The sequence below is a fragment of the Kitasatospora sp. NPDC086801 genome (genome assembly GCF_044745805.1).
In the GTDB taxonomy this organism is placed as follows: domain Bacteria; phylum Actinomycetota; class Actinomycetes; order Streptomycetales; family Streptomycetaceae; genus Kitasatospora.
Window position 1 is genome coordinate 26,183 of sequence record NZ_JBIVAX010000049.1, and the last position, 26,238, is coordinate 52,420.

General features: G+C 70.8%; 16 protein-coding genes and 1 tRNA gene. 7 read left to right on the forward strand and 10 right to left on the reverse strand.

The window, feature by feature from the left end:
* Positions 1-270: 270 nt before the first annotated feature.
* On the forward strand, positions 271-957 hold the full coding sequence (locus tag ACIPLC_RS33325; RefSeq protein ID WP_400476771.1) for an esterase/lipase family protein: 687 nt from the start codon (positions 271-273) through the stop codon (positions 955-957).
* A gap of 227 nt (positions 958-1,184) precedes the next feature.
* On the opposite strand, the gene ACIPLC_RS33330 is transcribed toward ACIPLC_RS33325, so the two are convergent.
* Positions 1,185-1,255 (reverse strand) — tRNA-Cys (locus ACIPLC_RS33330).
* A gap of 197 nt (positions 1,256-1,452) precedes the next feature.
* Here ACIPLC_RS33330 and ACIPLC_RS33335 point away from each other — a divergent pair.
* Entirely contained in the window at positions 1,453-2,265 is an 813-nt protein-coding gene (locus ACIPLC_RS33335; RefSeq protein ID WP_400476772.1) for a hypothetical protein, read from the forward strand.
* Between the two features lie 106 nt (positions 2,266-2,371).
* On the opposite strand, the gene ACIPLC_RS33340 is transcribed toward ACIPLC_RS33335, so the two are convergent.
* On the reverse strand, positions 2,372-3,031 hold the full coding sequence (locus ACIPLC_RS33340; protein ID WP_400476773.1) for a polysaccharide deacetylase family protein: 660 nt from the start codon (positions 3,029-3,031) through the stop codon (positions 2,372-2,374).
* A 509-nt stretch (positions 3,032-3,540) separates the two neighbouring features.
* On the opposite strand from ACIPLC_RS33340, the gene ACIPLC_RS33345 reads away from it, so the two are divergent.
* Complete coding sequence (locus tag ACIPLC_RS33345; protein WP_400476774.1) at positions 3,541-3,735, forward strand: transposase family protein; 195 nt, start codon at positions 3,541-3,543, stop codon at positions 3,733-3,735.
* Between the two features lie 68 nt (positions 3,736-3,803).
* On the opposite strand, the gene ACIPLC_RS33350 is transcribed toward ACIPLC_RS33345, so the two are convergent.
* From ACIPLC_RS33350 to ACIPLC_RS33365, 4 genes are all read right to left on the reverse strand, one after another.
* The gene (locus ACIPLC_RS33350; protein ID WP_400476775.1) at positions 3,804-5,033 is read right to left on the reverse strand and encodes an alpha-lytic protease prodomain-containing protein; all 1,230 of its coding nucleotides are present in this window, start codon (positions 5,031-5,033) and stop codon (positions 3,804-3,806) included.
* 47 nt (positions 5,034-5,080) lie between these two features.
* On the reverse strand, positions 5,081-5,536 hold the full coding sequence (locus tag ACIPLC_RS33355; RefSeq protein ID WP_400476776.1) for a hypothetical protein: 456 nt from the start codon (positions 5,534-5,536) through the stop codon (positions 5,081-5,083).
* Positions 5,537-5,539: 3 nt separating this feature from the next.
* Positions 5,540-5,968: a hypothetical protein gene (locus ACIPLC_RS33360; protein WP_400476777.1), complete on the reverse strand. Its 429-nt coding sequence runs from the start codon at positions 5,966-5,968 to the stop codon at positions 5,540-5,542.
* A 449-nt stretch (positions 5,969-6,417) separates the two neighbouring features.
* Positions 6,418-6,624, reverse strand: a complete 207-nt coding sequence (locus ACIPLC_RS33365; protein ID WP_400476778.1) for a hypothetical protein — start codon at positions 6,622-6,624, stop codon at positions 6,418-6,420.
* 139 nt (positions 6,625-6,763) lie between these two features.
* Here ACIPLC_RS33365 and ACIPLC_RS33370 point away from each other — a divergent pair, with 139 nt between their 5' ends.
* The 4 genes from ACIPLC_RS33370 (at position 6,764) to ACIPLC_RS33385 (ending at position 10,440) form a co-directional block, all read left to right on the forward strand.
* Positions 6,764-6,913: a hypothetical protein gene (locus ACIPLC_RS33370; protein WP_400476779.1), complete on the forward strand. Its 150-nt coding sequence runs from the start codon at positions 6,764-6,766 to the stop codon at positions 6,911-6,913.
* A gap of 261 nt (positions 6,914-7,174) precedes the next feature.
* Positions 7,175-8,311: a fatty acid desaturase family protein gene (locus tag ACIPLC_RS33375; protein ID WP_400476780.1), complete on the forward strand. Its 1,137-nt coding sequence runs from the start codon at positions 7,175-7,177 to the stop codon at positions 8,309-8,311.
* A 71-nt stretch (positions 8,312-8,382) separates the two neighbouring features.
* The gene (locus tag ACIPLC_RS33380; protein ID WP_400476786.1) at positions 8,383-9,537 is read left to right on the forward strand and encodes a glycosyltransferase family 4 protein; all 1,155 of its coding nucleotides are present in this window, start codon (positions 8,383-8,385) and stop codon (positions 9,535-9,537) included.
* A 54-nt stretch (positions 9,538-9,591) separates the two neighbouring features.
* A complete protein-coding gene (locus ACIPLC_RS33385; protein ID WP_400476781.1) occupies positions 9,592-10,440 on the forward strand; it encodes an alpha/beta fold hydrolase in 849 nt (282 codons plus the stop codon).
* Positions 10,441-10,514: 74 nt separating this feature from the next.
* Here the strand turns inward: ACIPLC_RS33385 and ACIPLC_RS33390 are convergent, their stop codons facing one another.
* The 4 genes from ACIPLC_RS33390 to ACIPLC_RS33405 all read right to left on the reverse strand — a co-directional run bounded on the left by ACIPLC_RS33390 (position 10,515) and on the right by ACIPLC_RS33405 (position 25,635).
* A complete protein-coding gene (locus tag ACIPLC_RS33390) occupies positions 10,515-11,015 on the reverse strand; it encodes a carboxymuconolactone decarboxylase family protein (protein ID WP_400476782.1) in 501 nt (166 codons plus the stop codon).
* Positions 11,016-11,170: 155 nt separating this feature from the next.
* A complete protein-coding gene (locus ACIPLC_RS33395) occupies positions 11,171-21,472 on the reverse strand; it encodes a LysM peptidoglycan-binding domain-containing protein (RefSeq protein ID WP_400476783.1) in 10,302 nt (3,433 codons plus the stop codon).
* Between the two features lie 12 nt (positions 21,473-21,484).
* A complete protein-coding gene (locus tag ACIPLC_RS33400; protein WP_400476784.1) occupies positions 21,485-22,792 on the reverse strand; it encodes a hypothetical protein in 1,308 nt (435 codons plus the stop codon).
* Between the two features lie 2 nt (positions 22,793-22,794).
* Entirely contained in the window at positions 22,795-25,635 is a 2,841-nt protein-coding gene (locus ACIPLC_RS33405) for a hypothetical protein (protein ID WP_400476785.1), read from the reverse strand.
* Positions 25,636-26,238 lie beyond the last annotated feature (603 nt).

Genomic DNA, 26,238 nt, shown 5'->3' on the forward strand with positions numbered 1-26,238 from the left:
GGCTGGTTGGGCGGCGACCCGAACGAGCTCCAGCAGGTCGGCCGTCCGGTGGGGTGGTCTTCGTCGGTGGGTGGCTGCTGACCGAGGACGGTCCTCGAACGAGTGCGACCCGCGCCCACAAATCACCCGATCGAGTGAAGGTCGAACACTCTCCGCCAATTCGGCACCCCGTCACCGATGATGCGCTTGGCGCGACACGGGGGCACCCGCCATCCTGCGGGCGCCCCCGCGATCCGTGCCGTCCATCCGCCGACGAACCTCGGAGCACACATGCGTCGCCCCACCACCGCCGCCGCAACCGCCCTGACCGCCGCCATCACCGCGGCCCTGCTGACCGGACCGGGGGCCGCCGTCCCGGCCCACGCGGACACCGCGCACCTCCCCGTCATCCTCATCCACGGCCGCAACGCGGACCCCGGTGTATGGGGCACCCTGATGACCGGCCTCCGTTCGAAGGACGTCCCGGCCTTCGCCTGGGGCTACGACACCTCCCAGTCGACCAACGAGGTCCTGGCCGGCGAACTGACCCGATACGTCGACCAGGTGCTCAGCCAGACCGGCGCGACCAAGGTGAACATCGTCGCCCACAGCCTGGGCAGCCTGCCGAGCCGCTGGTACATCAAGTTCGACGGCGGCAACCGGACGGTCGCGAACTGGATATCCCTGGCCGGCCCCAACCACGGCACCACCCTCGGCTACCTCTGCGCCCTCTGGGACCAGGGATGCAAGGACATGACGCCCAACTCGTGGGTCATCAGCCACCTCAACCAGGACACCGAAACGCCGGGCCCCACCCAGTACACGACCTTCTGGTCCCCCGAGGACGAACAGATCTCCCCGACCACCAGCACCAAGCTGAACGGCGCCACCAACATCGAGGTGGACGGCCTCAAGCACAACGACTTCCTGACGAACCCCGACGTCCTCGACAAGGTCACCGCGATCCTGACCCACTGAACCCACTGACCCACTGACCCACTGACCCAGAGTCACGGAGTCACGCCACAGCCCCGGCACCACCGGCCACCCGCCGTGTACCGATCCTCGGCGTGGTGGCCGGTCCGCGGTGCCTGCGGGTGCGTCCGGGTGGGCTTGTCGCCCAGTTCAGCTGCGGGGTTTCCCACGAGTCGCACGGACCCGGAAAATCCCCGGGCCGGGAATATGGGCGAAATCACCCAAAGAAAAGGTGGAGACAGGAATCGAACCCATCTAAACGGCCCTGCAAGCCGTCGCCTCACCACTCAGCCACTCCACCACCACGGCAACGGTGGAAACATTACACGCGCATGAACGGAGATTCCACGGCACCGGCGGTTATTCACTCCAGAAGGCTCTTAATCCGTCTAGTGCGATTTCTCTCGACATGGCGCCGACAGGCTCCGGCGGGCCAGTGCGGAAAAGTCACGGTGCGCTAGCCTGTGCCGATATCTCCGACCCGATGGGATTTCGCTGATGGCCGTCGAGGAATCATGGTTCACCCGTACCACGGAGCTGCGCTGCGGTACCGCGGCGAGCCGGTGCCAGTACAAGAGCCTCCCCCTGCGCGACCTTCCCCCGCTCGGTGTCGTGCGGCGCGCCCGGATCGCCCGCGAAAGCCTGCGTGAGCGCCACGCCGCCGTTCCGACGCCCGGCCGGCCCTCCCGCTTCGCCGAAGGGGACTGGGTCCGGGTCAAGGACGAGGCCACGGTGCGCGCCACCCTCGACGCCAGGGACCGCCACCGCGGCCTGTGGTTCACCCGCAGCCAGTGGTCGTTCTGCGGCGGCGTCCACCAGGTCGAACGCATCGTGCGCCGCATGATCGACGACCACTACCGGGTGCGGCGCCTGTCGGGCACCGTCGCCCTGGCCGGCGCCACCTGCCACGGCGCCGACGGGACCCAGGGCTGCGGACTGGACTGCGCACTGCTGTTCCGCGACGAATGGCTGGAGCCCGCCCCCACGCCGATCCCCACCGCCCGGCCCGCCGCCCTATGGGCAACCGTGCGCAGCCTCCCGGAGATCCACGCGACCCTCGGCCCCGACGGGCGGCTGGACGGCGTCCCCTTCCAGCCGGGCATGGAGCGCCACGCCGGCACCCGCCACGGCGCCGCCGAACTGCGCCACCGCTCCCTCGCCTGGTGGCAGCACCCCTCCGAAGGCCGCTGGTTCATCCTCAACGGCCTGCGCTGCGGCGGCGAACCGCTCGCCACCGGTTGCGACCGCCGCTGCGCCCTGCTCTGGCACGAGTCCTGGCTGCACCTGGAACCCGCCGCCACCGCCCACTGACCGGCCGGGCACCGCGCTCCGCGGCACTCGGCCGGTCCCCGTCGGCGGTCCCCGTCGGCGGTCCCCGTCGGCGGTCAGCGCTGCCAGCGGTCGGCGCCGTCGGCGGTCAGCGGCGCCAGCGGTCGCGCACCAGCTTCGCGGTCAGGTGCAGCGGACCGTCCCGGTCGCCGACGTAGCAGCGGGGAAGCGCGTACACCCCGCTGTGAACCCCGGGGCTGACCGCGCACCCGTACCCGTAGCCGGCCTGCGCCACCGCCTCCACCGCAGCGGCGTCGAGGGAACCGTAGGGGTAGCAGAACCCTTCGACCGCCCGGCCCGTGAGGTCCTCCAGCACATGGCGGCTGTCGGCGACCTGGGCCGCCAGGTCCCGCGCCCCCAGGCCCGCCAGCCGCCGGTGCGTCAGCCCGTGCGAGCCGATCTCCAGCCCGGCGGCAGCGGCCTCGTGGACCTGGCACGCCGTCATCAGCGGCTTGCGCGGGCCCTGCCGGTCCCAGTCGTTGTATCCGCCCAGCCGGTCGGCCACCACGTAGACCGTCGCCGTGAAGCCGTACTCCGCCAGTGCGGGCATGGCCTCCTCCACGAAGTCGCGGTATCCGTCGTCGAAACTCAGCCCGACCATGCCCGCCGCGGCGCCACCCCGGTGGGAGCGCATCAGGGCACCCACCGACACCCCGCGCAGCCCGCGGGCGGACAACCAGCGCAGCTGACGGCGGAACCGTGCGGGGTCGACGGTGATCAGATAGGGGTCCTCACTCGTCGAAGCCACCGAGTGGTACATCAGCGTCCACGGGAAACGCCCCGCACCTGCACCGGGCGATTCTTCCGGACTGTTTCGTGGTCGAATGATTCGCATGTTCTGCTCCAGCTGTCCGGCGGCACTGCCTGTGCAGGTGTCCTTCAAGGAAATCGCATTCTGGCAGCGTCGTACCCGGCTTCGATTCGCGCCAGGCGACTCCGCACCATTTCACCCGGATGCCAGCGCAGCAGCCGTTCGCCGAGGGCCCGGCCCATGCAGCCCGAATGGCGATTCCACGCCATCCGGCACCCAGGGCTTCGGCGCGGTTGTCTGACGCCGGTTTGTGGTGATCTGTTGGCTGGTGGGTGCCCTGGAGGCAGGACAGGCACGGCTTCCAAGATCATGGAGTTCTCGACGCCCCGTGACCTGTCTGGAAGACCGTGCCTGCCGACGCGGCGCCACCGATCCCGCCTGCCCTTGACCAGCTACGCGAGCAGTCCGACGCCGCTCCCGGGGAGGTGCCCTGCCTGCTGGAGCGCGTGGCCCAGGTACCTGACCCACGCGATCCGCGCGGTGTGCGGTACACGCCGGCCGTCGTCCTCACCCTGACGGCATGCGCGGTACTGGCCGGGGCGACCTCGCTGCGGGCGGGCACCCGCACCCGCACCCGCACCCGCCACTTCGCAGCACTTCGCCCCGCCTCGCTGGAACACCAGCTCGGCGGGGCAAAATGACCAGGATCCCACTGAGCCACCAGCGTCCGCGGGTGTGCGCGAGGGGCCGTCCCGGTCGGGGGTGACTGTCACGTGCGCCAGTCGACGGGGGTCATGGTCCCGTCGAAGTCCTGGACGATCCTGGAGATCGGCTGGACCGTCGACATTTGCTCCCCGGCGACGGTCGCCGTGCCGATCAGGGTACCGGCGGCCTTGGTTCCGTACAGGACGGCTCCCCCGCTGTCGCCGCCGTGCGTGGCGACGTCCCTGACGACGACGACGCCGTACGTGGTCGTTTTGTCCCCGTTGGTGAAGCTCCACCCCGACGCGAACCACTTGCCGCACTGCCAGCCGCCGGCCGCGCCGGAGATGCAGGTGTACAGATTGCCCACCATGTCCGTCGCCGGGTTCGCGACGTAGCCGCTGTAGATGTTGAACCACGCCCCCTCGGACTTGGCCTGCCCTCCCGACGGGCTCCAGTCCCGAGGGTGGTCCACCTTGATCAGTGCGTAGTCCGAGGTGGGGTACTCCTTGACGGCCACCCTGCCGATGAGGCCGTTGCCGTTCCTGTCCGTGCTGCCGTCGTTCCGCCGGATCTCGCTGCCCATGTCGACGCAGTGGGCGGCCGTCGCCAGGTAGGTGTCGCCACCCCTCTGGAGCATGATCCCGGCCGAGCAGAGGCCCCTGCCCGGAATCGACAGACCGTCACCGCCGGCGAGTCCGGTCTGGTGGTTGGCGGTCCCCTGATGCGTGGAGACCGCGACCTTTCCGCGCTCCTCCCCGGTCACACCGGCCTCGCGCAGCAGCGCCTCGCCGTCCGCGGAGGCCGGAAGCTCCAGCCTGACGCGGTTCTCCTGGGTGTCCACCCCCCAGGAGCTGTCCTTCGGGATCAGCCCCTTGCGGGATGCGGCATCCAGCCGCGCCTGGACCTCCTGCAGGACGGCGGTGGTGTACGCGGCGCGCTGCGGGATGACCCCGGCGGCCTTCGCCGCGCGCTCCCCCGCGTCGTCGACGACGTTCGCGTGGACCTCGCCGCGCATCACGTCGGCCCAGACGCCCGCGGCCTTCGCGCCCTGACTGCCCTCGAACGCCTTGGCGGTGGCCGCCAGCCCGTCCTGCGCGGCGAGCCGCTGCGCCACCTCGGCCTCCGGGAGGCCGACTTGGGCCGCCACCACACGCGCGGCGGTCTGCGGGGTGAACGGGACCGGCAAGGCGAGGCTGCCGGCGGCGGAGCTCGGCGCCACGCCGGGCGCCATGGCGAGCCCGGCGAGCAGGACCGCGACCGCGCCCTTGGCGAGCGCCTTCCTGGGGACCTTCATGGTCATCTCCTTCGATGGATGTCACGTGCGGGGGTGCGGGCCCTTGCTCAGGCGAGCAGGTTCATGTGCGAGGACAGCAGGCGGTACTGGCCGGACGCGTAGTCGTAGGAGACGTAGCCCGTCCAGTACGTGCCGATGAGCGAGTCGCTGAGCGCCCGGGTGAAGGTGTACGAGGTGCCGGACGAGGCCCACTGCCAGGCGCCCGAGACGTACCTGTTCACGCCGCACTCCTGCGGGTCGCAGGAGTACAGCCCGACCCAGTCGTACTTGCCGACCGGGTTGCCGCCGTAGTCCCAGCCGATCGTCACGAGCTGGGTCTCCTTGACGTGGATGGCGGCGGCCCAGGTGCCCGGCGTGGACGAGGCGGCGGCCGCTGCGGCCGCCGCAGGGACCGCCGCAGGGACCGCCGCAGGGACCGCCGGCCCGGCCGCCGAGGCGGCCTGGACCGGCAGCACGCACAGCAGCGCGAGGGCCGTGGCCGCCGCCCTGGTGAGCACGGTCATGACTCAGTCGATCTTGTCGTGGGAGGAGGAGACGATGCGGTACTGGCCCGAGGAGTAGTCGTAGGAGACGTAGGCGGTCCAGTAGTCCCCGCTGACCGCCGGGATCTTGGACAGGTACGAGGTGCCGTGCCCGTAGGCCCACTGCCAGTCCACGTAGCTGTTGAGGCCGATGACGCCGGGGTCCTGCTTGTAGAGGCCGACCCAGTCGTACTTGCCGACGTTGAAGGGCGGGTTCCAGTTGATCTGGACGTAGCCGCCGTTCTTGGTCGCCCAGCTCGTGGGCGAGTCCCCGGACTGGATCGAGCTCTGTACCTGCTGGGCGCCGGTCGGCACCGCCGCCGACGCGGTGGCCGAGCCCGCGAGGGGCAGCGCGACGGCCATCGCCAGGGCCGCGACGGCCGCGGCGCGGGTGCGGAAGGGGATTGCGGACATGGGAGTCCTCCTGGATCGTCTGCCGGCGCCCCGAACCGGTGGGCGCCGGTGTCCGTGACCGGACTCCGACAACGGTCGTGGACGGTGGCAGACGATCGGTCAACACCCATGTCAGCGTGGCGATTAGTGCCCCGACGACGTCGAAGTAGACGCCCGATGGACACCGATCCGGAAGACAGGCCTACGGCTCCAGCCGGTGCGGCCCCCGGAACAGGAACGTCGCTTCCCGGATCGACCACCCGGTGCGACGCTGCAGCCGGAGCACGTTCACCCAGCCGTAGACAGTGACCGTCTCGCCGACGCGTGCGTGGGGGTCTGCGACAAGGGTGCGCGTCATGGCGGCAACTTCGGGTTGCGGGCGCGTTGGTCGCGCCGGCTCCTCGGCCCGCACGCGGGCCGAGGAGCCGGCGAAGACGGGGTCGGGGATGCTGCCCTCTCCGAGCGCCTGGTCAGCGTCGGCGGCCGAGCAGCTCGGCCGTCTCGGCGCGCCGGTTCCAGGCGATGACGGCCAGCGGCACCATGAAGAGGAACGGGGTCCCGGCGTTCTCGCCGTGCATCGCGGTGAGCTGGGTGACGAACGCGAACACCAGGAAGGCGATCAGCGCCGTCGCGGCCGGCCCGGCCAGCCGACGGCATCTCCGGGGTGTCGGCCGCACGGATGGCGTACCAGGACTACACCGTCGCCCCGGGCGACCCCCAGTACGCGAACCAGCGCCGGCAGATGCTCGCCCGCATCGGGGCCGACGGCTACGTCTGGATCAACACCTCCTCCACCGGCGGCGACACCCGGGACGGGTGGCACCAGCCCGCCGGCGCCCTGGCGCCGTCGACGGACACCCCGCGATCAACGCCACCGTCAACGAGTTCAGCATCGACGTCAACTGGAACGGGGCCCGCAGCGGTCTCTTCCCCGACCACACGATCGTCGAGAAGACGATCCGGTAACGGGAGGAGGGCTGACGAACAAGACGAACAAGACGAACAACACCCACCGAACGCACGGGAAAGCGAACGGACAACCGGCCTTCACACGCACGACGGAGCCGCCGGGCTCGCCACCCACCCGATCGAGCCACCTCCACCCGGGACACGGCGCAGCACCGGGACAACGGCGGTTCGGATAGGGAAGGCTGGCGCCACCCGGCCCGGGGCCTCGCGGCACGGCTGCCACGGCCAGCCGGAGCAACCCGAGACCGAGATGGTGGCATGACCGTTCAGGACACCCCGCCCACCGGGGCCACCCGGCGCGGCGACTTCGCCGAGCTGCACCGGCGCGTCTGCGACGCCGGTCTGCTGCGCAGGCGGCCCCTGTACTACGCGGGCCGCAGCGCCGGGCTGTTCACCGCCCTGGCGCTGCTCCTGGTGTGGTTCGTCGTGCTCGGCGCGAGCTGGTGGCAGCTGGGCCTCGCGCCCCTGTTCGCGCTCGTGCTCGGCCAGTTGGCGCTGCTCGGGCACGACGTCGCCCACCACGCGGTGTTCGCCGGCCGGCGGACGACCGACCTGGCGGGCATCGTGCTGGGCAACCTCGTGGTCGGCATGAGCTACGGGTGGTGGGTGAGCGACCACAACCGGCACCACGCGCACCCGAACCGCGAGGGCCACGACCCGGCCGCCGATTCCCTCCTCTTCGCCAGGACCACCGAACAGGCGGACCGGACACGGGGGTTGAGGCGGATCGTGGCCAGGTACCAGGCGGAGCTGTTCTTCCCGCTGCTGTCCCTGCAGGCGCTCGGGCTCCTCGTCGCCACCTGCCTGACCCTGACCCGCGGCACGGTCCGGTACCCGGCCTTGGAGCGCACCCTCGCCGCGCTGCACTACGTCCTGGCGACGGCCCTCCTGGCCGTCGTGCTCGCACCGCTCCAGGCGCTGGCCTTCGCCGTGCTGTTCGGGGCGGTCCTCGGCGTGTACCTGGGGTGCATCTTCGCGCCCAACCACAAGGGCATGGCGATGATCGGCCCGGACGCGGAGCGTGCCGACTACCTCCGCCGGCAGGTGCTGCCGTCCCGCAACCTGCGGGCCGGCCGGTTCGTCCACTTCGTCTTCGGCGGCCTCGGCTACCAGATCGAGCACCACCTCTTCCCGGCCATGCCGGTGGCGGCGCTGCGCCCCGCCTCGCGCCTCGTGCGCGACTACTGCGCCGAGCTCGGCGTACCGTACTGCGAGGCTGGCCTGGTCGCCTCCTTCCGGGAGATCCTGCGGGACCTGCGGGCGGTCGGCCGCTCCGTCCCCGCCGACCCTCGGCAGCCGACCCAGCCGACCCAGCCGACCCAGCCGACCGCACCGGAACCACAGGCCGTTCCGGAACCACAGGCCGCATCGGAAGCGGGGGCGGCGGCGCGGTGAGCGGAGTCCTGCACGGGCCGGCGGCGCGCACCGCGGACGGCCCGGCCCCCGGCGGCGAACGGCTCCGCGTCCTGATCGTCTCCGAGTCCTTCGCCCCACAGCTCAACGGTGTCGCCCACAGCGTCCTCAGGACCGCCGAGCACCTCGTCGCCCGGGGCCACACCCCGGTGGTGGTGGCTCCGGCGGTACCGGCGGAGCAGGCCGCGCGACGGTACGCGGGCGGGCGCCGGGAGCGGGCGTACGGCTACGAGGTGGTCCGCGTCCCGTCGGTGCCGCTGCCCGGGTATCCGGAGGTGCGGATCGCGCTCCCGGGGCGCGGGGTGGCCGATGCCATCGAGCGGCACCGCCCGCACGTGGTCCACCTGGCCAGCCCGTTCGCGCTCGGGGCGGTCGGCGCAGCGGCGGCCGACCGGGCGGGGATCCCCTCCGTGGCCGTCTACCAGACCGATCTGGCCTCCTACGCCAGGACCTACCTGCCGGTGCTGGGCGCGGCCGGGCCCCGGCTGGCCTGGTGGCGGCTGCGGCGGGTGCACGCCGGGGCCGCGCGGACGCTGGCCCCGTCGCGGGCTTCGCTGCGCGCCCTGGTGGCGCACGGCATCCCCAGGGTCCACCTGTGGCCGCGCGGCGTCGACTGCGCGCGGTTCCACCCCGGCCATCGCGACGAGACCCTGCGCCGCCGCCTCGGCCGCCACGGAGAAGTCCTGGTCGGGTACGTCGGACGTCTGGCACCGGAGAAGCAGGTCGACCGGCTGGCGGAGGTGTCCCGGATCCCGGGCGTGCGGCTGGTGGTCGTCGGCGACGGTCCGTCCCGTGCCCGGCTGGAGGCCGTGCTCCCGGACGCGGTCTTCCTGGGCCGCCGGTCCGGGCACGAACTCGCCCGGCTCTACGCCTCGTTCGACGCCTTCGTCCACGCGGGGCCGTTCGAGACCTTCGGCCAGACCCTCCAGGAGGCCATGGCGAGCGGACTGCCCGTCGTCGCCCCGGCGGCCGGCGGACCGCTCGACCTCGTACGCCCGGGGCACACCGGATTCCTCGTCCCGCCCGGTGCGGGGGGCGGGTTCCGGGAGGCCGTCGAGAGTCTCGCCCGCAGCGGCGAACTGCGGGCGGCGTTCGGTCGGGCGGGCCGTGCCGCGGCGACGGAACGCAGCTGGGAGACGGTCGGCGACCGGCTCGTCGAGCACTACCGGTTCGCCCGCACGGAAGCGGCCGGGACCCTACGGCGCTGAGCAGGCTGTCAGGAAACGACGACCGACGGAACCACTCCGAAGGAACCGACCATCATGTATCACCCCCTCGCCGCCGAGTACGTCCGCAGCGCCGCTCCGGCCGCCGGCACCGCCGTGTTCCTGCACGGGCTGGGCGGCTGGACCCACAACTGGGCCCACCTGATCGACCTGCTGCGCACCTCCGCGCACTGCCTGGCCCTCGACCTCCCGGGCTTCGGGAGGTCGGCGCCCCCGCCCGACGGCGAGGTCACCGTCGAACGCCAGGCCGCGGCCGTGGCCGGCCACCTCGACCGGGGCGGGCACCGCCGCGTGCACCTGGTCGGCAACTCCCTCGGCGGCCTGATCGCCCTGCGCCTCGCCGCCCAACGGCCCGATCTGGTCGGCACCTTGACGCTCATCTCGCCCGTGCTGCCGACGTTCCCACCCGCACCGGCCCTGCGGGTGGCCCTGCTCGGCCTGCCGGGCGCCCCGCGGCTGCACTCCCGCCTCCTGGCCGCCCAGAGCCCCGACCGCCAACTGGACGACCTCTACCGCCTGATCTACGCCGACCCCGCCCTCGTCGGCGCCGAGCAGCGGGCGGTGGAAGCGCGCGAGCGCCGACGCCGCGCCGAACTGCCGTACGCGCAGGACATGCTGGCCGAGGGGGTGCGCGCGGTGGTCCGCGCGCTCCTGCGCCGGGGCGAGGCCTCGGCCTGGCACCTGGCGCGCCGCGTCACCGCCCCCACCCTGCTCGTGTACGGCCGGGACGACGCCCTCGTCCCCTTCCGTACGGCGTCCCGGGCCTACGCGGCCTTTCGCGACGCCCGGCTCCTCACCCTGCCCGGCGTCGGCCACGTCGCCATGCAGGAACGGCCGGCCCCCGTGGCCACGGCGATCCGCGCCCTGATCACCGAGGCCGGCTGAGGGCTGCCGCACGGGGACGGGACCGGGGTCACGCGGATCCCGCGCGGCACCGCCACTACACCACCACTGCGCCGTCACTGCGCCGGGATCGGGCGCACCGGGTGCTTGCTCAGGATGGACACGCGGTTGAAGGCGTTGATGGCGATCGCCACCCAGATGACCGCGGAGATCTGGTCGTCGGTCAGGGTCTGGCGGGCGGCGGCGTAGGCGGCTTCCTGGGCGACGGCGTCCGACGGGTCGGTGGTCGCCTCGGCCAGGGCGAGGGCGGCGCGTTCCTGCGGCGTGAACAACTCGGTGTCGCGCCAGGCCGGGAGCGTGCCCAGGCGCTGCGCGGTGTCGCCGGCCTGAAGGGCGGCCCGGGTGTGCACGTTGAGGCAGTAGGCGCAGCCGTTGATCTGGGACACCCGCAGGTTGACCAGCTCCACGAGCCTGCGGTCCAGCCCGGCCTCCGCCGCACCCGCCCGGGCCGCCTCGGCGGTCGCGCGCAGCGCACGGTAGGCCTCAGGACTCTGCTTGTCGATGAACACCCGCTGGCGCACCGGGGCCGCAGTCGCATCGGTGGTCACGTCACTCACGGGAACTCCTCTGACAGATCGGTGGATCGGCGGATCGGCGGACCTACAAATCTACGGATCGACGAATCACTCGTGGCCGGCAGGTCACCACACCATCATAGTTGAAAGTGAAACCACTTTGGGAAGCGGTGGGCCCGAGCCGGCCCACAGCCGTTTCAGCCCTGCTTCAGCTGGCTCACCATGACGAAGAGCTCGCGGATCGTCAGCAGCGGCATGGTGTGCTGCGCCTCCCCCGCGGCGAAGACCTCCAACCGGAAGGTGACCCGCGCGCTCTCGTCGCTCACCGGCCGGTACGCGGCGCGGAAGTCCTCGACGCTCTCGGCCACTTGGCCGATCCAGGCCGCGGCGCCCGAGGAACCGGTCACGGTGAGCGGCAGCAGGCTGATCGGCAGCACCGTGAGCGGCAGCTCCTTGATCGCCTTCTGCAGGCTGAAGGCGTACGCCGCGGAGAGCTTCACCGCCACCGCGAGGTTCCCGGTGTCGGCCAGCAACTGCCGGACGAACTCCGTGAGGTAGCCCTTGACGGTCTTGTCCGTGACCTTCAGCGACCCGAGGTCGTACGAGGCATGGGCGAGCAACGGCACCACCGGGACGGCGAAGGCCACCGTGGGAGTGGTGAACACGAAGCCGTCGGCGGTCGCCTTCGCCGGCACCAGGTGTTCGTTGCGGACCACCTTGACCGAGGCGTGGCCGTCCTGGTGGCCGAAGACCCCCAGCCCGGAGAAGCCGACGGTACGCTCGGCCGGCGCGTCGGCGTAGCGGAGCTTGACGGCGTCCTTGTCGGTGAACTCCCAGGCGTACTGGGCATCCGAGGGCGGCGTCACCCGCTGGGCGGCGTAGGTCTCCGGGGCGATCCGGACCTGCGGCTCCGGGACCTTCGCCTTGTCGCAGTAGACGTCCACCCGGGCGCTGCCCGCGTCGTCGCTCAGCCCGAGCCGGAAGTCGTACTCGATGAGCTGCGGACCGGCCTTTCCGGCACCGGCCGCCGGCCCGGCCCCGGCCCAGGCCGCGTAGGCGTCCGCCAGATCGGTGGTGATCCGCACGAGGGCGGCTAGCGCGAACTTCCCGTCGACCACACCGGTGTCGGAGGCCTTGGCGGCGGCGTCGACCGGGCGCAGGTGGGTCTCCAGGTCGGCGGCGACGGCCGGATGGACGGCGGTGAACTGGGCCAGGGCGGTGAACAGGGCGGCCTCGGCGTCGCCGCGCAGGGCCCTGGCCTGGCTCCCGGTGTTGAAGACCACATGGGCATGGACCAGGTCCTGGGCCGCGCTGTCGTAGCGGTAGTCGAAGGCGTAGTCCCACTCGGTCAGGTCCTTCGGCGTCAGCGTGCCGCTCTCCTGCGGGAATCCGTCGGCGGTGCGACGGGTGGGCAGGGCGCTCTGGTCGGTCACCGAGGGCGGCTGCGGCAGTTCGCGCAGGACCACCGGGAAGTCGATCGTGCCGAGCGGGGTCGTCACGGGGCCGGTCACCCAGGTGATCCAGCGGCTGCTCCGGTAGTCCTCGATGCCCGGCACGCTCCTGATGTCGTGTTCCAGGTGGGTCACCGGGTACTGCACGTCGAGCCGGACGTGGGTCCGGGCGGTGGCGTTCCTGGATTCGAAGAGGAAGGCCAGCCGGCTGGTCCCGGTCCCGTTCTGCGGGGTGAGCGGGATCTTGGCGGTCGACAGCGCGAAGTCCTGGACCTCCGCGCTCCTCTTCGCCGGATCGCGCCGCACCTGCCCGTAGAAGCGGGGGGCGGTGACGCCCGCGGGCAGCGGCTCCCGTACCCGGGCGTCGGTGACGGGCAGAACGGTGACGGCGCTGACCGTGTAGGCCGCTCCGAGGTGGTCGAGGAGCGCCTGCTCCATCTTGTCGGAGGCCGCGGCCAGGGTGGTGCCGTCGTCCGGGCTGTCCTTCAGGACCGGGGAGACGGTGGCGGCGATCGCCGCCGCGAGGCGCTTCTTCTGCTGGAGGATCTGCGGTAGCGCGCCGTTGTCCTCCGGATCGGTGGCGGTGAGCTGGTCGACGATGCGTGCCGGGGAGGTGAAGGTGGGGGTGAGGAAGGCGTCGATCGCGGTGAGTGCCTGCCGGGCCCACGTGTTGAGGTCGATGCCGGTGAAGGCGAGGGACTGGGACCGGGGCTTGAACTCCTGCCCGGTGCTGTACCGGCCGACCGTGGCGGTGCCGTCCCGCAGCGCCGTGGCGAGCGGCTTCGGGGCGTAGAAGCCCGGGGTCCGCCCGATGGTGTAGCCGAGGCCCTTGCCCGGTTTGAGGGCCATCCGGACGGCCCAGAGCGTGGCGTCGTCGCCCGGGCCCGGTCCGGTGGCCGCGGCCGAGGTGCCCACGCGGAACTGCCAGTCGTCGGTGCGGAACGCCGCCTCCATGGCCGTGGCGAACGACTGCAGCGAGACCTCCGTGCGGTCGTCGGCGCCCGCCGCCGGCATGATCGCCGTGGTGTCCGCGTGGACGGCGGTGCTCCGCAGCGCGGGGTCGACCAGTTCGTCCCGGCGCGCCAGGGTGAGGGCCAGGCTGAGCGGGACGATGTCGTCGGGGACGAGGTCCGTCACGGGCACCGGGGACGTCAGGTCGACGCCGGGAGCCGTGCCGCCGGCCTGTCCGGCGGCGCGCTTGCCCAGGTACTTCACGCAGTCGGCGACGAAGGACCGCAGCGCGGTGGCGTGGGCGGTGGTGAGCGACTGCTCCGGTTCCCTGAGCAGGCTGTTGGTCCAGGTCAGGGTCATCGCGTTGCCGCTCAGCCCCGGTACGCTCACCCGGTCGTAGTCCTGGTTGAGCTGGTAGTAGACGGTGGTGAAGGTCCGCAGGTCGTTGACGGCGCGCTGCTGCCAGTCGGGCAGGCCGGTGGGGAGGATCCTGGCGCGCGGGTCCGTCGCGGCGGTCGGCTCCTCGTAGGCCTCGGTCATCAGCTGGAGGCCGACCGTCAGGCTGGGGGATCCGGCCTGTCCCTGGTAGGAGTAGCCGGTGCGGACGTTGGGCCACTGGGCGAGGCCGATCACGCGGTCCTCGTAGTGCAGCGGGTCGGGCCTGCGGTCCAGCGGGCCGGAGTAACCGGCGGGCGGCGCGTCGAAGGGCGTGACCGCCAGGTTGCCGAACACGTCGTGCCAGCGCAGCCGCAGCTGGGCCGGGGTGCCGACCCCGGCGTACGGGTTGTCCGCCCTGGACGGCAGGCCGCTGGACGCCTCGACGGCGGGTGCGGGGTTGACCTTGGCGTAGGCCCGGAATCCCACGGTCTGCCGGTAGCTCTGCGTCCCCGCGTTCGCCAGGTCCAGCAGCAGCGCGCGGGCCGCTTCCGGCCTGCGGACGTGCCGCGTCCCGGGGGCGTCGGACGAGTCGACCGGCCCGGCCGGCAGCCCCTGGGGGCTCGCGGTGAAGAAGGCGTTGCCCTCGACGCCCGGGGACAGCAATGAGAACAGCTGGCCGAGGGTGGCGGTGGAGAAGTCCTCGACCTGCTGCTCCGTCGGGTCGTTCGGCAGGTCGCCCGGGGTGGCGGGGGTGTTCCTGGTGAGGCTGACGCCGGTGTTCCCGCTGCCCAGGACGGGGGAGACCGTCAGTTCCTCGGAGTCGGTCGACGGCTGCGTCGTGGCCGGGAAGACGCCCACGACGTCCCGGGCGGCCCAGCCGAGCTCCTCGGGGGAGATCCCGTAGTGGTCGACGAGCTTCCGGAGGGTGTCGCCCGAGGCGGTGAGGCGGGTGATCGGCGGGATGCGCAGGGCCGTGCCGAGCGACGGGGTGACTCCGGGGTTGTGGGCGGCCAGTTGCTCCTTGGTGATCTTCTCCGAGGCGTTCTCGGACCAGTGGGCCGCGACCGCGGCCAGCACGTCCGTGCTCCTGAGGTCGTCCGCGGAGACTTGGTGCAGGCCGTCCGGGACGGGGATCTTCAGCCCGGTCGGCAGCGCCACGGAGGCGTTGAGCCGGGCCAGGACACCGGGGTCGGTGCCGTAGAGCCCGGCCAGGTCGGCCAGCGTCTCATGGCCGTCGAGCTTGGCGCCCCGGGCCGGGGAAGGCTGGGAGGCGAAGGTGAGCGTGGCGTGCTCGGGGTCGATCGCCCCCGTGGTCAGCAGGGTGTTGACGTAGCCGGTGAGCCGTCCGTCGCCCGGCTGCCCGTCGCCGTCCCGACGGTAGGTCACCACCAGGGTCAGTGTGGCCGTGCCGCTGCTGTCGAAGACGGAGTCGGGCAGGCCCGCGCCCTCCTTCGGGACCTGGTAGTAGAGGTAGTAGCCGCCGGTCCGGACCGTGGACAGCTCCCACAGCAGCCGTACGAGCTCGGCCGGCGGGGTGAGGATGCCGCGCGCGGGCTCGTCCCCGGTCGCGTCGTCGGCGAGCCGGGTGGGCGGCGCGGTCTCGGTCGTCAGGTTGGTGCGGGTCAGGAAGGCCAGCAGTTCCCGCGTGCCGCGGCTGGTCAGCCCGGCGCGGCCGCGGCCGGAGTCCGGCAGCAGCAGGAACAGGCCGCTGATCAGGTCGGTGTCCCGGGTGCCGTCCGTGCCGAGCGAGGTGAGGAGCCGTTCCAGCACGGCGGCGTCGGCCGGGCTGGGGCCGATCACCTGGTAGGTGAAGGGGGCCAGTGGGGCCGGCCCGCCCTTGTTGCCGTCGTCGGGCGGCAGGACGTCGTTGGCCTGCGGGGTCTGCGGGGCCCCGCCGTCGGTCTGGGCGAGCTTCTTGACCTGGAACTGCACCCGCGTCGCGTACACGTAGTCGCTGACGGGGGCGAGGACGGCGTGCGCCGTGGTCGGGTCGGCCGTCGCCGTCTCGGGGGTGAACAGCGGGAGGTGGGGCAGGGCCTGCACGGGGGTGAAGCGGGTCGCCAACGCGGCCTGGCGCTGCTCGACGTGGCGCAGCAGGCTCGGCGGAAGGTCCCACAGGAGCGGCTGCGCCTGCGGTGCGGCACCGGCCGCGCGGGCGCCGGCGGCGGAGCTGGTGAGTGCGGTGAGTGCGGCCTGGTCGGAGGTGGACCAGGGCGTCGCCGACTGGGCGGCGTACCGCTTGCCGTCCGCGACGGAGGCCGGCTGGAGCTCCAGGGCCGGCGCGGGGTCGTAGAGGTTCTTCCGGGCCCAGTCGCGGACGTGGCGCAGCCGACGGGCCGGTTCGGACAGGTCGACCGTGGCCGCGCCCTCGGAGAAGGTGAGCCAGCCGAGGCCGGCGCCCTTGCCCAGGGTGATGTCGTACGTCGCGGGGATCGTCTCGGGCACCGGGAACTGCTGGCCGGTGAGCTGGTAGAGGCCGTAGTCGCTCTGGTCGGCGGGGTAGCGGAAGTCCTTCGGCAGGGCGAGGCCGTCCAGCTTGGGCAGCCGCATCCCGTGCAGCGAGTAGCGCGCGGCCATGCCCGCGGTGTGGGCCACCTGCCCGTCGGCGGTGATCGCGGTGAGCACGTCCGAGAGCAGCAGCCGGTCCAGGTCGGGCAGTTGGAGTGCGGAGGCGGCGAACAGGCCGGTGACGGCCTGGTTCTCCGCATCGTCGACCAGGGTGGCCAGCGGTGTGGCGAAGCGCTGGGCGACGGACTGGAGGGAGTCGTCGGCGCCGGTGGTGTACGTGATCGTGGGGATGTCGACCGGGACGGACGGCGCCAGCAGGTCCGTCCGGGCCGACAGGGCCTTGTCGTCGCCCAGTTGCCGGACGGTGAGCCCCAGCGCGTCCGCCACCGAGGTGAAGGAGTCGCCCGGTTGGGTGGTGTACGGGCCCCGGCCGGAGCTGCTGATCACCGCGCCGGCCGCGACCAGCCCGTGCCGGTCGGCGTTGGTGCGCAGCAGTTCCCCCGCGTCGCACGTCCAGCGCGGCGACGAGCCGGTGTCGGAGTACCGGCCGGCGATGCCGGTGAGGCTGTCGCCGTTCTGCACGGTGTAGGCGAGAGCGGTGATCCGGAGCCGCTTGCCGGTGGTGAGCGGGACGGCGGCGTTCGGCACCGCCACGTCCAGCGCCGTGAGGTGCTCGTTGCCGCGACCGTGCGCCCAGTCCAGGACGGCCTTGAGCCCGTTGCCCTGCTGCGTCAGCGGGTAGCGGTAGTCACCGAACGAGTCGGCACCGGCCTGGAGCAGTTGGCGGATCACCAGCCGGAACCAGTCCTCGAAGAGGTACTGGGCGAGCGGTTGGGTGTCGGCGCCCGCCTCGGGTTCCTCCCCGGCCTCGGTGCTCTTCTGCTCCTGCTCGACCCGGGCCGCCAGTTCGGCGAACCAGGCGTCCATCCGGTCGCGGTAGGCGGAGTCGATGGTGGTGTACTGGTCGAGGGCGACGGTGGCGGTGCCGGTGCTGACGGGGAACGTCACCGTCAGGCCGGCGAAGGCGGGGAACGTGGTGGCGCCCCGGCTGAGCCCGCCGTTCTCGGCCGCCGCAGTGATCTTCACGGTGAAGCCTGCGCCCAGCAGCTTCCGCTCGATGTCCGACGCCGTGAACGGTGCCGTTTTCGAGCCGAACTCGACGACGAGCGACCGGAGTTGAGCGCCAGTCACGCTCTGCTTGAGCACCGTGTCGAGGTCCACCTCGGTGCCGGTCCCGGTGGTGTAGGCGTCGATCACCCAGGGCAGCAGGGCGTCGCAGAGCGACTGGAACGAGGAGCCGGAGGCATTGCCGTCCCCGGTGGCCGTGGGCGCGTCGGTGGCGAGCAGCAGGACGAACGACCCCTGCTGGTCCTTGGCCGCGGAAGCGGACGCGGGGGCGTGCACGGTGTACTGCGGGACCGGGCACAGGGTGAGGGCCGGCTTGGCGCCCGTGCGCTTCACGGTCTTCCAGACCGGTGCCGCCGTGAGGGCCGGGAGCTCGGTGGCCCTCGGCCTGGTGAGGGACCGGCCCCAGGGCGGATTGCGGTCGGAGGTGTGGATGGTCAGCTCGGCGGTGACGGTGGCGGCGAAGGAGAAGTGCAGGTCGAAGCTGAACAGGCCGAGGTTGACGTGCAGCGAGACCGCGACGCGGACCGAGGCCGAGGCGGACAGCTGGATGTCGGCGTACGCCTCGTACAGGATGGTCGCCGACAGCTTGACGGAGACGTCCACGCTGCCCTTGATGACCCCGAAGTCGACCGCGCCGTACAGCTGCCCGCTCAGCCCGAAGGTGCCGCGCAGCCGGAAGAAGTAGTCGCTCTGCAGGGCGGCGGAGTTCGCCGAGCGGACGGCGGGCGCCTTCTCGGGCTCCCAGCTGGCGATGATGCCCTCGACGATGCCGAAGGCCGTGACGCTGAACCCGGCCTTGAGCGGCCCCTTCTCGATGGTCTTGCCCACCCCGAGCTGGAGGCCGATGCCGAAGGTGGTGGCCGTGCCGAAGGTGCCCCTGGCGTTGGCGGGCAGCTCCGACTTGGCGCCCACGCTGAGGCGGCCGAAGTAGAACCCCGCGGAGCCGATCACCGGGATGCCGGCGACGATCGCCTGGAGGGTGAAGGAGCGCGAGAAGTCCATCCGGTACGGGAAGCCGAAGTCGACGAGGAAGTCGCCGTTGGTGTAGATCCGCACCCCGATGGCGGGCAGCGTGACGGAGACCGCCCCGAAGTCCAGGTTCCGCAGGGAGTTGGGGAAGGTGAAGTCGAGGCTGTAGACGCCGACGTCGTCGGTCACCTTCTTGTACATGACGTCCAGGACCAGCCCGTCGAGCACCTTGGCCTTCTCGCCGTTGAGCGCGAGGCGGAACCCGTACAGGTTCGGGTCGTTGAAGACGAGCATCGCGTCGATGGTGCCCTTGAGCAGCACGAAGTGCGCGGCGATCAGCCAGTTGGAGTCGGCGTCGTACCGCACCTGGCCCGGGGTCTGGTCGTCGGGCTTGACCGGGTTCGTATCGCCCTGGGTGCCGGGGATCCCCTCCAGGGACTTGATGACCGCCTCGGTGTCGGCGAAGGAGCCGCCGTTGATGCCGACCCGCTGGCCCAGCATGAGCAGCCGCAGGTCGAACCACTGCGTGCCCTGCCCCGGGGCGGCGGGCAGGCTGGTCACGTCCTGGCCGCCGGGCTTCATCAGCGGGGAGCTCTGGATGTCCCCGATCGTGGAGGAGCCGACGATCTGGAGGGTCACCTTGCCCTGGTCGTTGCGCAGGAAGGTCAGCCCGGTGATCTTCAGGAAGCCCAGGTCGATGGGGGCCGAGAGGGTGTACGAGGCCGCGATCGTGGGCTTCTTGGCGCCGAGGTCGAGGGTGAGCTTCAGCCCGTCGAGGGAGATCTTGTTCAGCATGTCCCACGGCGCGTCGAGGGTGAAGTACGGGTCGCCGAGGGTGTGGACGAGCGCCTGGACGAGCCCGCCGACGGTCCAGCCGGCCAGGCTCAGGGTCAGCTTCCCGGTCGTGCTGTCGTACTGCCCGGTGACGCCCTCCCACTGGATCCAGAGCACCTTGCTGTCCGCGCCGCTCCCGGTGCCGGGAGGGAGCGGCACGGCCCCCGCGAAGACGGCGTCCTGTGCCGCGGTGCCGAAGCGGTAGCCGGCCGTCAGGTGCGTGCCGAGGGAGGGGAGGTAGAGGTCGCCCACGACCTGGCCGGAGAATCCGGTGGCCCCGTCGTACTGGAGCCCGACGGCGGCCTTGGCCTTCGCGTTGTCCAGCCAGGCGATCGTCCACAGCAGTTCGCCGGCCACCCGGTAGGAGGACCGGGTGGCGGTGGGCGTTCCCGGAGACAGCTCGGCATCGGACGGGACCACCCAGGCGCCGTTGACGTACTCCGCGGTCTTGCCCTTGCCGGAGGACGGGATGGCGGCGTCGACGGCGAGCTCGGAGATGGCGAGGTCTTCGGGCAGGAGTTCGGCAGGCAACGAGTAGGCCCGGAAGAACTGGTCGACCAACTCCCCCAGCGGCACCGACTGCGCGAGTGCGGCGTGCAGCTCCCAGAGGCTGGCCTTGCCGGCGCTCTGGTAGCGGATGCCGACATCGGCGGCCAGCGGCCCGACGGCGAGGTACCCGCTCAACTCCGCCCGGTAGGCGGTGCTTCCGGACTTGGCACCGGACGTGTTGGGGGTCACGGCGGCGAGGAGGACGTTCATGTTCTCGACGGTGATCAGCGGCTTGCCGCCCAGGGTGATGAACGAGACGTCGGCGTCCACGACCCCGGAGAGCGCGTAGCTCTTCGACGGGGTGCCGACGCCCAGCCTGATGTCGGAGACCTTGACGTTCACCCCGTCAGGTGGCTGCACCGCCCCGTTGGTCACCCCGGTGATGACGTCGGACAGCGTCACACTGCCGTCGAACCGCCCCTGGAGGGAGAGGCTCTGGTCGATGGAGACCACGAAGATCCCCTTGAACACCTTCGGCCACAGCCGGAACCGCGCGGACAGCGCGACCAGGCTGGAGCGGTTCTTGGCGTCGAGCGGATCGAGGACGGTCCAGTCGACGGCGAAGGCGTCGAGGGCGAACGCCTGCCCGTTGGAGGGATCGGTGAACAGCGGCACCTTGCCGCTCGTGCCCAGAACGACTTCGGCCCACGCCAACCTGCCCGGTGGCGGTTCCAGAGCGCCCCGGAGAGTCAGGCCTTGCAGGCCGACGGAGGACAGCGCTCCCTGAAGCGGGGAAGGGACCCGGGACAGGGGATTCTGCTGGGTCGTGCGGCCCAGGATCGCCACGGCGTCGCTCAGGGAGAGGAGCGGTTTGCCCTCGGGGGTGAGCAGATCGAGGGTGAAGGTCTTCCCCCAGGTGGAGACCGGCGTGCGCAGCTCGTAGGGCGTCCCGTTGACGTCCATCTGAAGGGTCACGAAGAGCTGGACGCCCTGATCGACCTGGAGGTCGTCCTCCGATGTTGCCGGTTCCGTCGCCACCAGCAGCCGAAGCCCCGGGGACTTCGCGGACACCAGCCCGTCGAAGAGCTCCACCGGCTGCTCGGCCCGTACCGCCGACAGGTCCATGTCGGGGTAGAGAACGACGGCCTCGTCCGTCTCCGGAACGCCGTCGATCTCGGTCACCCGATCCACCTCGATCGGCCCGGCGAGCACGACCGTCCGCTCCGATCGCAGTTCCAGAAGGGCCAGATACGGGCCGAGTTCGCTCGGATCGGCGAACTGACCGACGAAGTTCTGGCCACGGCTGAGCCGGACCTCCACGCCCGGCTGCCAGACGTACGGCCCCGCCAGGGTCGTGAAGGCGAACGTGGGGTGGGTGGCATCGGTGCAGGGGAAGAGCGTGAACGGCGGGTCCACCATGGCGGTGAAGGTGTCCGAGAACGTCCACCCACCCGTCAGCTCCACGGCGACCAGCACCTCGACGGCCTTGGCGCCACGGGTGAACAGCAGGGTGACGGACGACTTCGCGGCATCCCGGCCGAGGAAGGAGACCTGAGCGCCCGTCACGGTCAGCGTGTCACCGGCAACCGGCCCGATCTCGGCGGAGCCCAGTCCGACCTGGAGCCCATCCCCCTCACGGAGGCGGAACGCCTTGCGCAACAGCGGGTCCAGGTCGTTGGGCGGGGTTGCCCCGGAGGACGTCATGAAGGCGGCGCAGAGGGAGATCGACCGCCCAGCCTGTTTGGCGGACTCCAACGCGTCGAAGAGCCCGGCAAGCGGGTCAGTGGGCATGGATATCCTCCCCTAGAACTCGATCACGAGCGGCAGGTGGTCACTTGTCTCGTAGAATCTTTTGTACGCGTTGTCGAAGCGCGGCTGCTCCCCCTTTGGCGCCTGACTTGTGCAGGTCTCTTGAACAGCCGCCCTGGGGGTGAAATTTGCGGCCAGGAGGTTGGTCAGAGGCCGAGAGCCCGTGTGTGGATTCTCAGAGCTCGGGTATGCCGTGTACGGGGATCCCACGATTGGATTGAAGACCGTCAGATCAGCCTTGGACAGATCGAATCCCTTAGCCTTGAGGTAGGCGTTGTCAAGGCTGAAATTCTTGCCGCTGCTAGCCGTGTAACGATACCCGGGATATTTTGATGTATTGACCCCGAGCGGCCAGTAGGACGCCGCCCCCGTCTTTTCTAGATAGGTACCGAAGAAGGACGGGTATCCGCCGGACTCATTGGCGACAACTTTTCCACCCTTCGCCTCCAGGAGGAGGCTGTAGCCCGACCCGGCGCCGGTCAGTGCATGATATGTGGAGTTCAGCTTAAAATTTACCCCGTCATTGGCGACAGAGTTCAGGTTGAAGTCGCCCAGGACAACTCTGACCTCGCCCCCCTGCAGGTCTTCGGAGACTTCTTTCGCCCGCGCCAGCGCGGTCAGATAACCTGTGGCAGGCTGATTGCTCGCCGGACCGTGGATGGCGATGATCGAGACTGCTTTACAGTCGCCCCCCTTGGGGTTCTCTGCCATAAACGTCGCCATGTAGGGGGCGTGCAGCTTGGGGCCTCCGATCTCGGAGATGAGTGCGCCTGCGGAGTCGCGGAGGATGACTCGGGCTGCGCACTTATTTTCCTCCAGATTTGGATTATTATGGGAGGATCCGGGGATCTTCCGATTGCTCATCGCTTTGGAGAATTGATCCGGATAGGACCCGGCCCCCCTCCCCTGGGCTGGCGCATCCGAGAGGGATCCGGCCCAGATGTTCGGACCGGTGAAATACCAATTTCTCGAGTCGTAGAAAATTGCTACAGCTTCACTGGGGCCGGTGTGGAGCGGCGGAACAAGCTTCCAGTCCGCGCCGAGGTATTTGGCGATCTCGGATAGCAGCTTCAGGCATTCCTGAGGGCCGGTATTCGAATCTCGGAGGCTTCCGCGAAATGATTCAGAATTTTGGCCGGTCGGGTCGTCGGATAATACCTCGACAATGACGACGAACTGCGGGCCAGCGGCCGTCATGACCTTCTCGATGTAGTCGGCGTCCTTCACCGGATTGGGCCTGCCGCGTTTGTCGACCAGTTCTCCGAACTTGTCGATGTTCCAGTACAGGATCCGAGTGGTCATCGTCATCCTTTCTTGACGTACGCCGCGTACCAGCCGAGCGCTCCCGTCCCCGCCGGGTCGCCGAAGAGGAAGAAGTTGATGGCGACGCCGGGCGGGAGCTTGGCCAGGCCGAGGACGGACAGGCCGATGTTCGCGAGCTTCAGGACGAAGGCCCTCTGGTTGGTGCCGCCCGCCACCGGTTGGCGGAGCAGCTGGAGTCGGCCGATCGAGAGCTTCAGGACGCCTTCGAGGCTGAGCAGCTTCGCTCCCGGGGCTGCGCCGGGGAGTTGCAGGCCGGCGAAGGCGGCGTAGGTGGGATCGCCGGACTTGGTCTGCGGCGACCAGGCGACCATCAGCCGTGAGGTGAAGCCGGCCTGGGCGACCAGCGCGCCGGGCGTGCCCATGGTGACCTTGTAGGAGATCCCGTACCAGGGCCCCTTGAGCTGGTCGACCGGCGCGTCCAGGGCGACGGGGAGATAGCCCAGGTCGCGCGGGCGCCGGTCGTCCGAGCCGACGTGGAAGCCGTCCAGTTGCAGGGCGAACGTCGAGAAGAGGCCCTCGCCGCGCGGTTTGCTGCTGGAGAGGTTGAAGGCGAGCCCCGTGGCGTCGAAGGCGTAGGTGACGGCGTTCGGCGTCGCCGACGGGGAGGTGAGGTCGATGTGCAGGCCGGAGAAGGACAGTCCGTCGGCGCTGGGCCCGGGCGTGCTGTCCTTCGGCACCGGCCCGAAGGAGAACAGGTCGAACGATTCGCCCTTCGGGTCGGCGAGTTCGGCGAAGGCCAGGCTGCCCCAGACCTGGAGACGGCTGCGGATCTCGGCGCTCGTCCCCGCCTTCGGGGTGAGGGTGTTGAACTGGATCCGGTCGAAGCCCACCGCCGGCAGCACGTTGCCGTCCAGCGTGAACACCGTGGGGGCGCTGCTCTCGATCACGTACGCCGGGGCGCCGCCCTGGTTCTGGTAGGTGCCCTTCAGTACGACGGCGTTGGCGGGCTCACGCCCGGTCGCCCCGTACACCGCCAGGACCCGGGAGCCGAACAGCTCGTTGGCGGTGAGCTGCACCCGGCTGCGGAAGTCGGTCAGCACCGAGTTGCGGAACAGCGCCTGGAGTTGGAGGACGGCGAACCCGTACGGGCCGTCGACCGGCAGGGGCAGCGGCAGGTCCGGCGAGGCCCCGTTGGCGACCGACGCGCGGAACTGCGGGAGTTGGTAGTCGATCAGCCCGAAGGTGCTGCTGGGGCCGGAGATCCCGACGGAGCCGCCGGGTGCGGTCACCGGGGTGACGGTGACCCCGAAGTGGTGGGCGTAGAACTGCTCGAAGTCGATCCCGGCGGCGAGGCCGCGCAGTTGGTCCGGCAGGCCCGTCGGGTCCACGTCCGCGCGCAGGACCAGCAGACCCTTCCACGCCGGGTCCGCGGCCACCCGGGCGAACTCGGTGTAGAGCCTGTTGCCGGACTTAGCCTCGCGCTGGGCCTGGTCGATGAACCCGGTGAGCCACTGGGACAGCCCGGTGAGCGCGGTGGTGCGGTCGGTCTGGCCGGGCAGGAGCGAGAAGTCCTCGGGGTCGCTCCACATGTCCGGGTTGGCGACGCGGTCGCGCAGCGAGCCGTCGCAGAACTTGAGGATTAGGACGTTGCGGTAGTCGCTGGCGGTCGACGCCCGGCCGATGTCGGCCGTCATGGTCCAGCCGCTGATCCCGACGGTGTTCTGGAACGCCGCTGCACCACCGGAGCCGAGGGTGCCCACGTGCGCCGGACTGGCGACGACCGCGAAGAGCTGGTTGGTCTGGAGCAGGCTGATCAACTCGGCGTCCGGCGTGCGGAACGAGAAGTCCGGCTGCTCGGTCCGGGCCATGGTGACGGTCTCGTAGCGTGCGCCGTCGAGGCTGACCAGGAATCCCTGCGGAGTCGTCGCCGTGGTCAACGTGGTCCTCGCGTCCGGAGCGGCGGCGGTGCGAGCCGCTGCGCGCAAGGTCTCCAGCGCGGCCGGACGCACCGCCGCCTTGCGGACCACCGAGAGGATCTGACTCTCGAAGGGGCCGAGCTCCTCGGGCGGGAACTGCGGGTCGCCCTCCCGGGCCCTCACCCCGGCGGAAGGCGTCAGCGGCATCGCGAACCCCGGGCTCGACGGAAGCGGAAGGCCGACGTTCAGGAAGTCCAGCACCCCGGTGGAGGCACCGGTGGCCGTCGATGCGTAGAGCGGGTCGCTCTCCGGCTGCGCCCGGTACTCGACCGGGCGGGAGTCTCCCGAGACCACGGTGGCGTAGGAGGTGCGCAACTGGTCGGTCAGGGGCGGCGCCGAGTCGGTGGGGCGCTCCAGCGACACGTCCGTGTAGGGGAACCGCTCCGCGAACGCCGGTTGGCCCGGTACCAGGCGGAACCGGTCGAAGGTAGCTCCTGCCTCCGGCGTGTAGGCCCGGAAGCGGATGCGTTCAAGGCCGTAGACGCCGCACAGCAGTTCCTGCTCGGTGCCGGCGGCGCCGTCGACCTCCATCCCCCAGTCGCCGGAGAAGGTGAGGTAGGCGGCGCCCCTGTCCTTGCCCGTGGGATCGGAGCGTTCGAAGACGACCCCCGCGGCGTTCGCCACGGGCTGGTTCTGGGAGTCGACACCGCCGAGGGGGACCAGGGATACGGTCGTGCCGGGTGGCGTGCGCAGATAGCTGGTGAGGCCCGTCGTCCCGGGGGCGGAGAGGGCGAACAGCGTCCTCCGCAGTCCGTCCACACCGTTCGCGGTGGAGTCGGACTCGTTGAAGGGGTCCAACACGTCGCACGAGGCGATGTACGGCAGCTCGGTTGGCGCGGTGCCCGCCAGCAACCGGTAGACCTGGGCGATCGACGACCCCTCAGGACCGGGATGCGCGAAACGCATGCCGGCCCGGTACTTGTCCAGCGTCGACGCGAAATAGAGGGTTCCGCCGACCAGCAGGCAGCCCGAGTAGGGGCCGCTGAGAGGAAGCCGGGACTGGTTCGGGTCGACGCTGGGAGCATTGCTGCCCTCCCATGCGAAGGAGATCTCGTTGGACCCCTCTCCGGAGAGGACCAGCCCTGTGGGGCCGTCGGAGACTTTCGTTTCGGTGGGTACCAGAAGGGCGATATCGGCAGGGAGCTGCGGGGCGAAGCGAGAATTCAACCGCCAGGTCCGGCCATCCGCTCTGAAGGTGAAGCCGAACCGCTCCCATCCTTTCCGCAGCGGCGGACCGGAGTTGGGGAGCCAAGTGCAGACCCGTTCACCTGCGCCCGCGATGCTTCCCAGAAACGTCTGCACATGATCGACGAATTCGTTCGTCTTCTCGGATGTGCTCACGTCGGGTGCGGCGAGCGAGAAAAGATAATGGCCATGGAAGCTGTTGAGTGAATCCTTGATCGAGATTGACCCTCTTAGTACTCCAGCTGTAGATCGCTCTTTGGGCTGCTGGTGCCTACGCTTTCCGCGGTTTGCGGCGCTTGCCGCAGCTGCCGTGTGGCCGGTTCC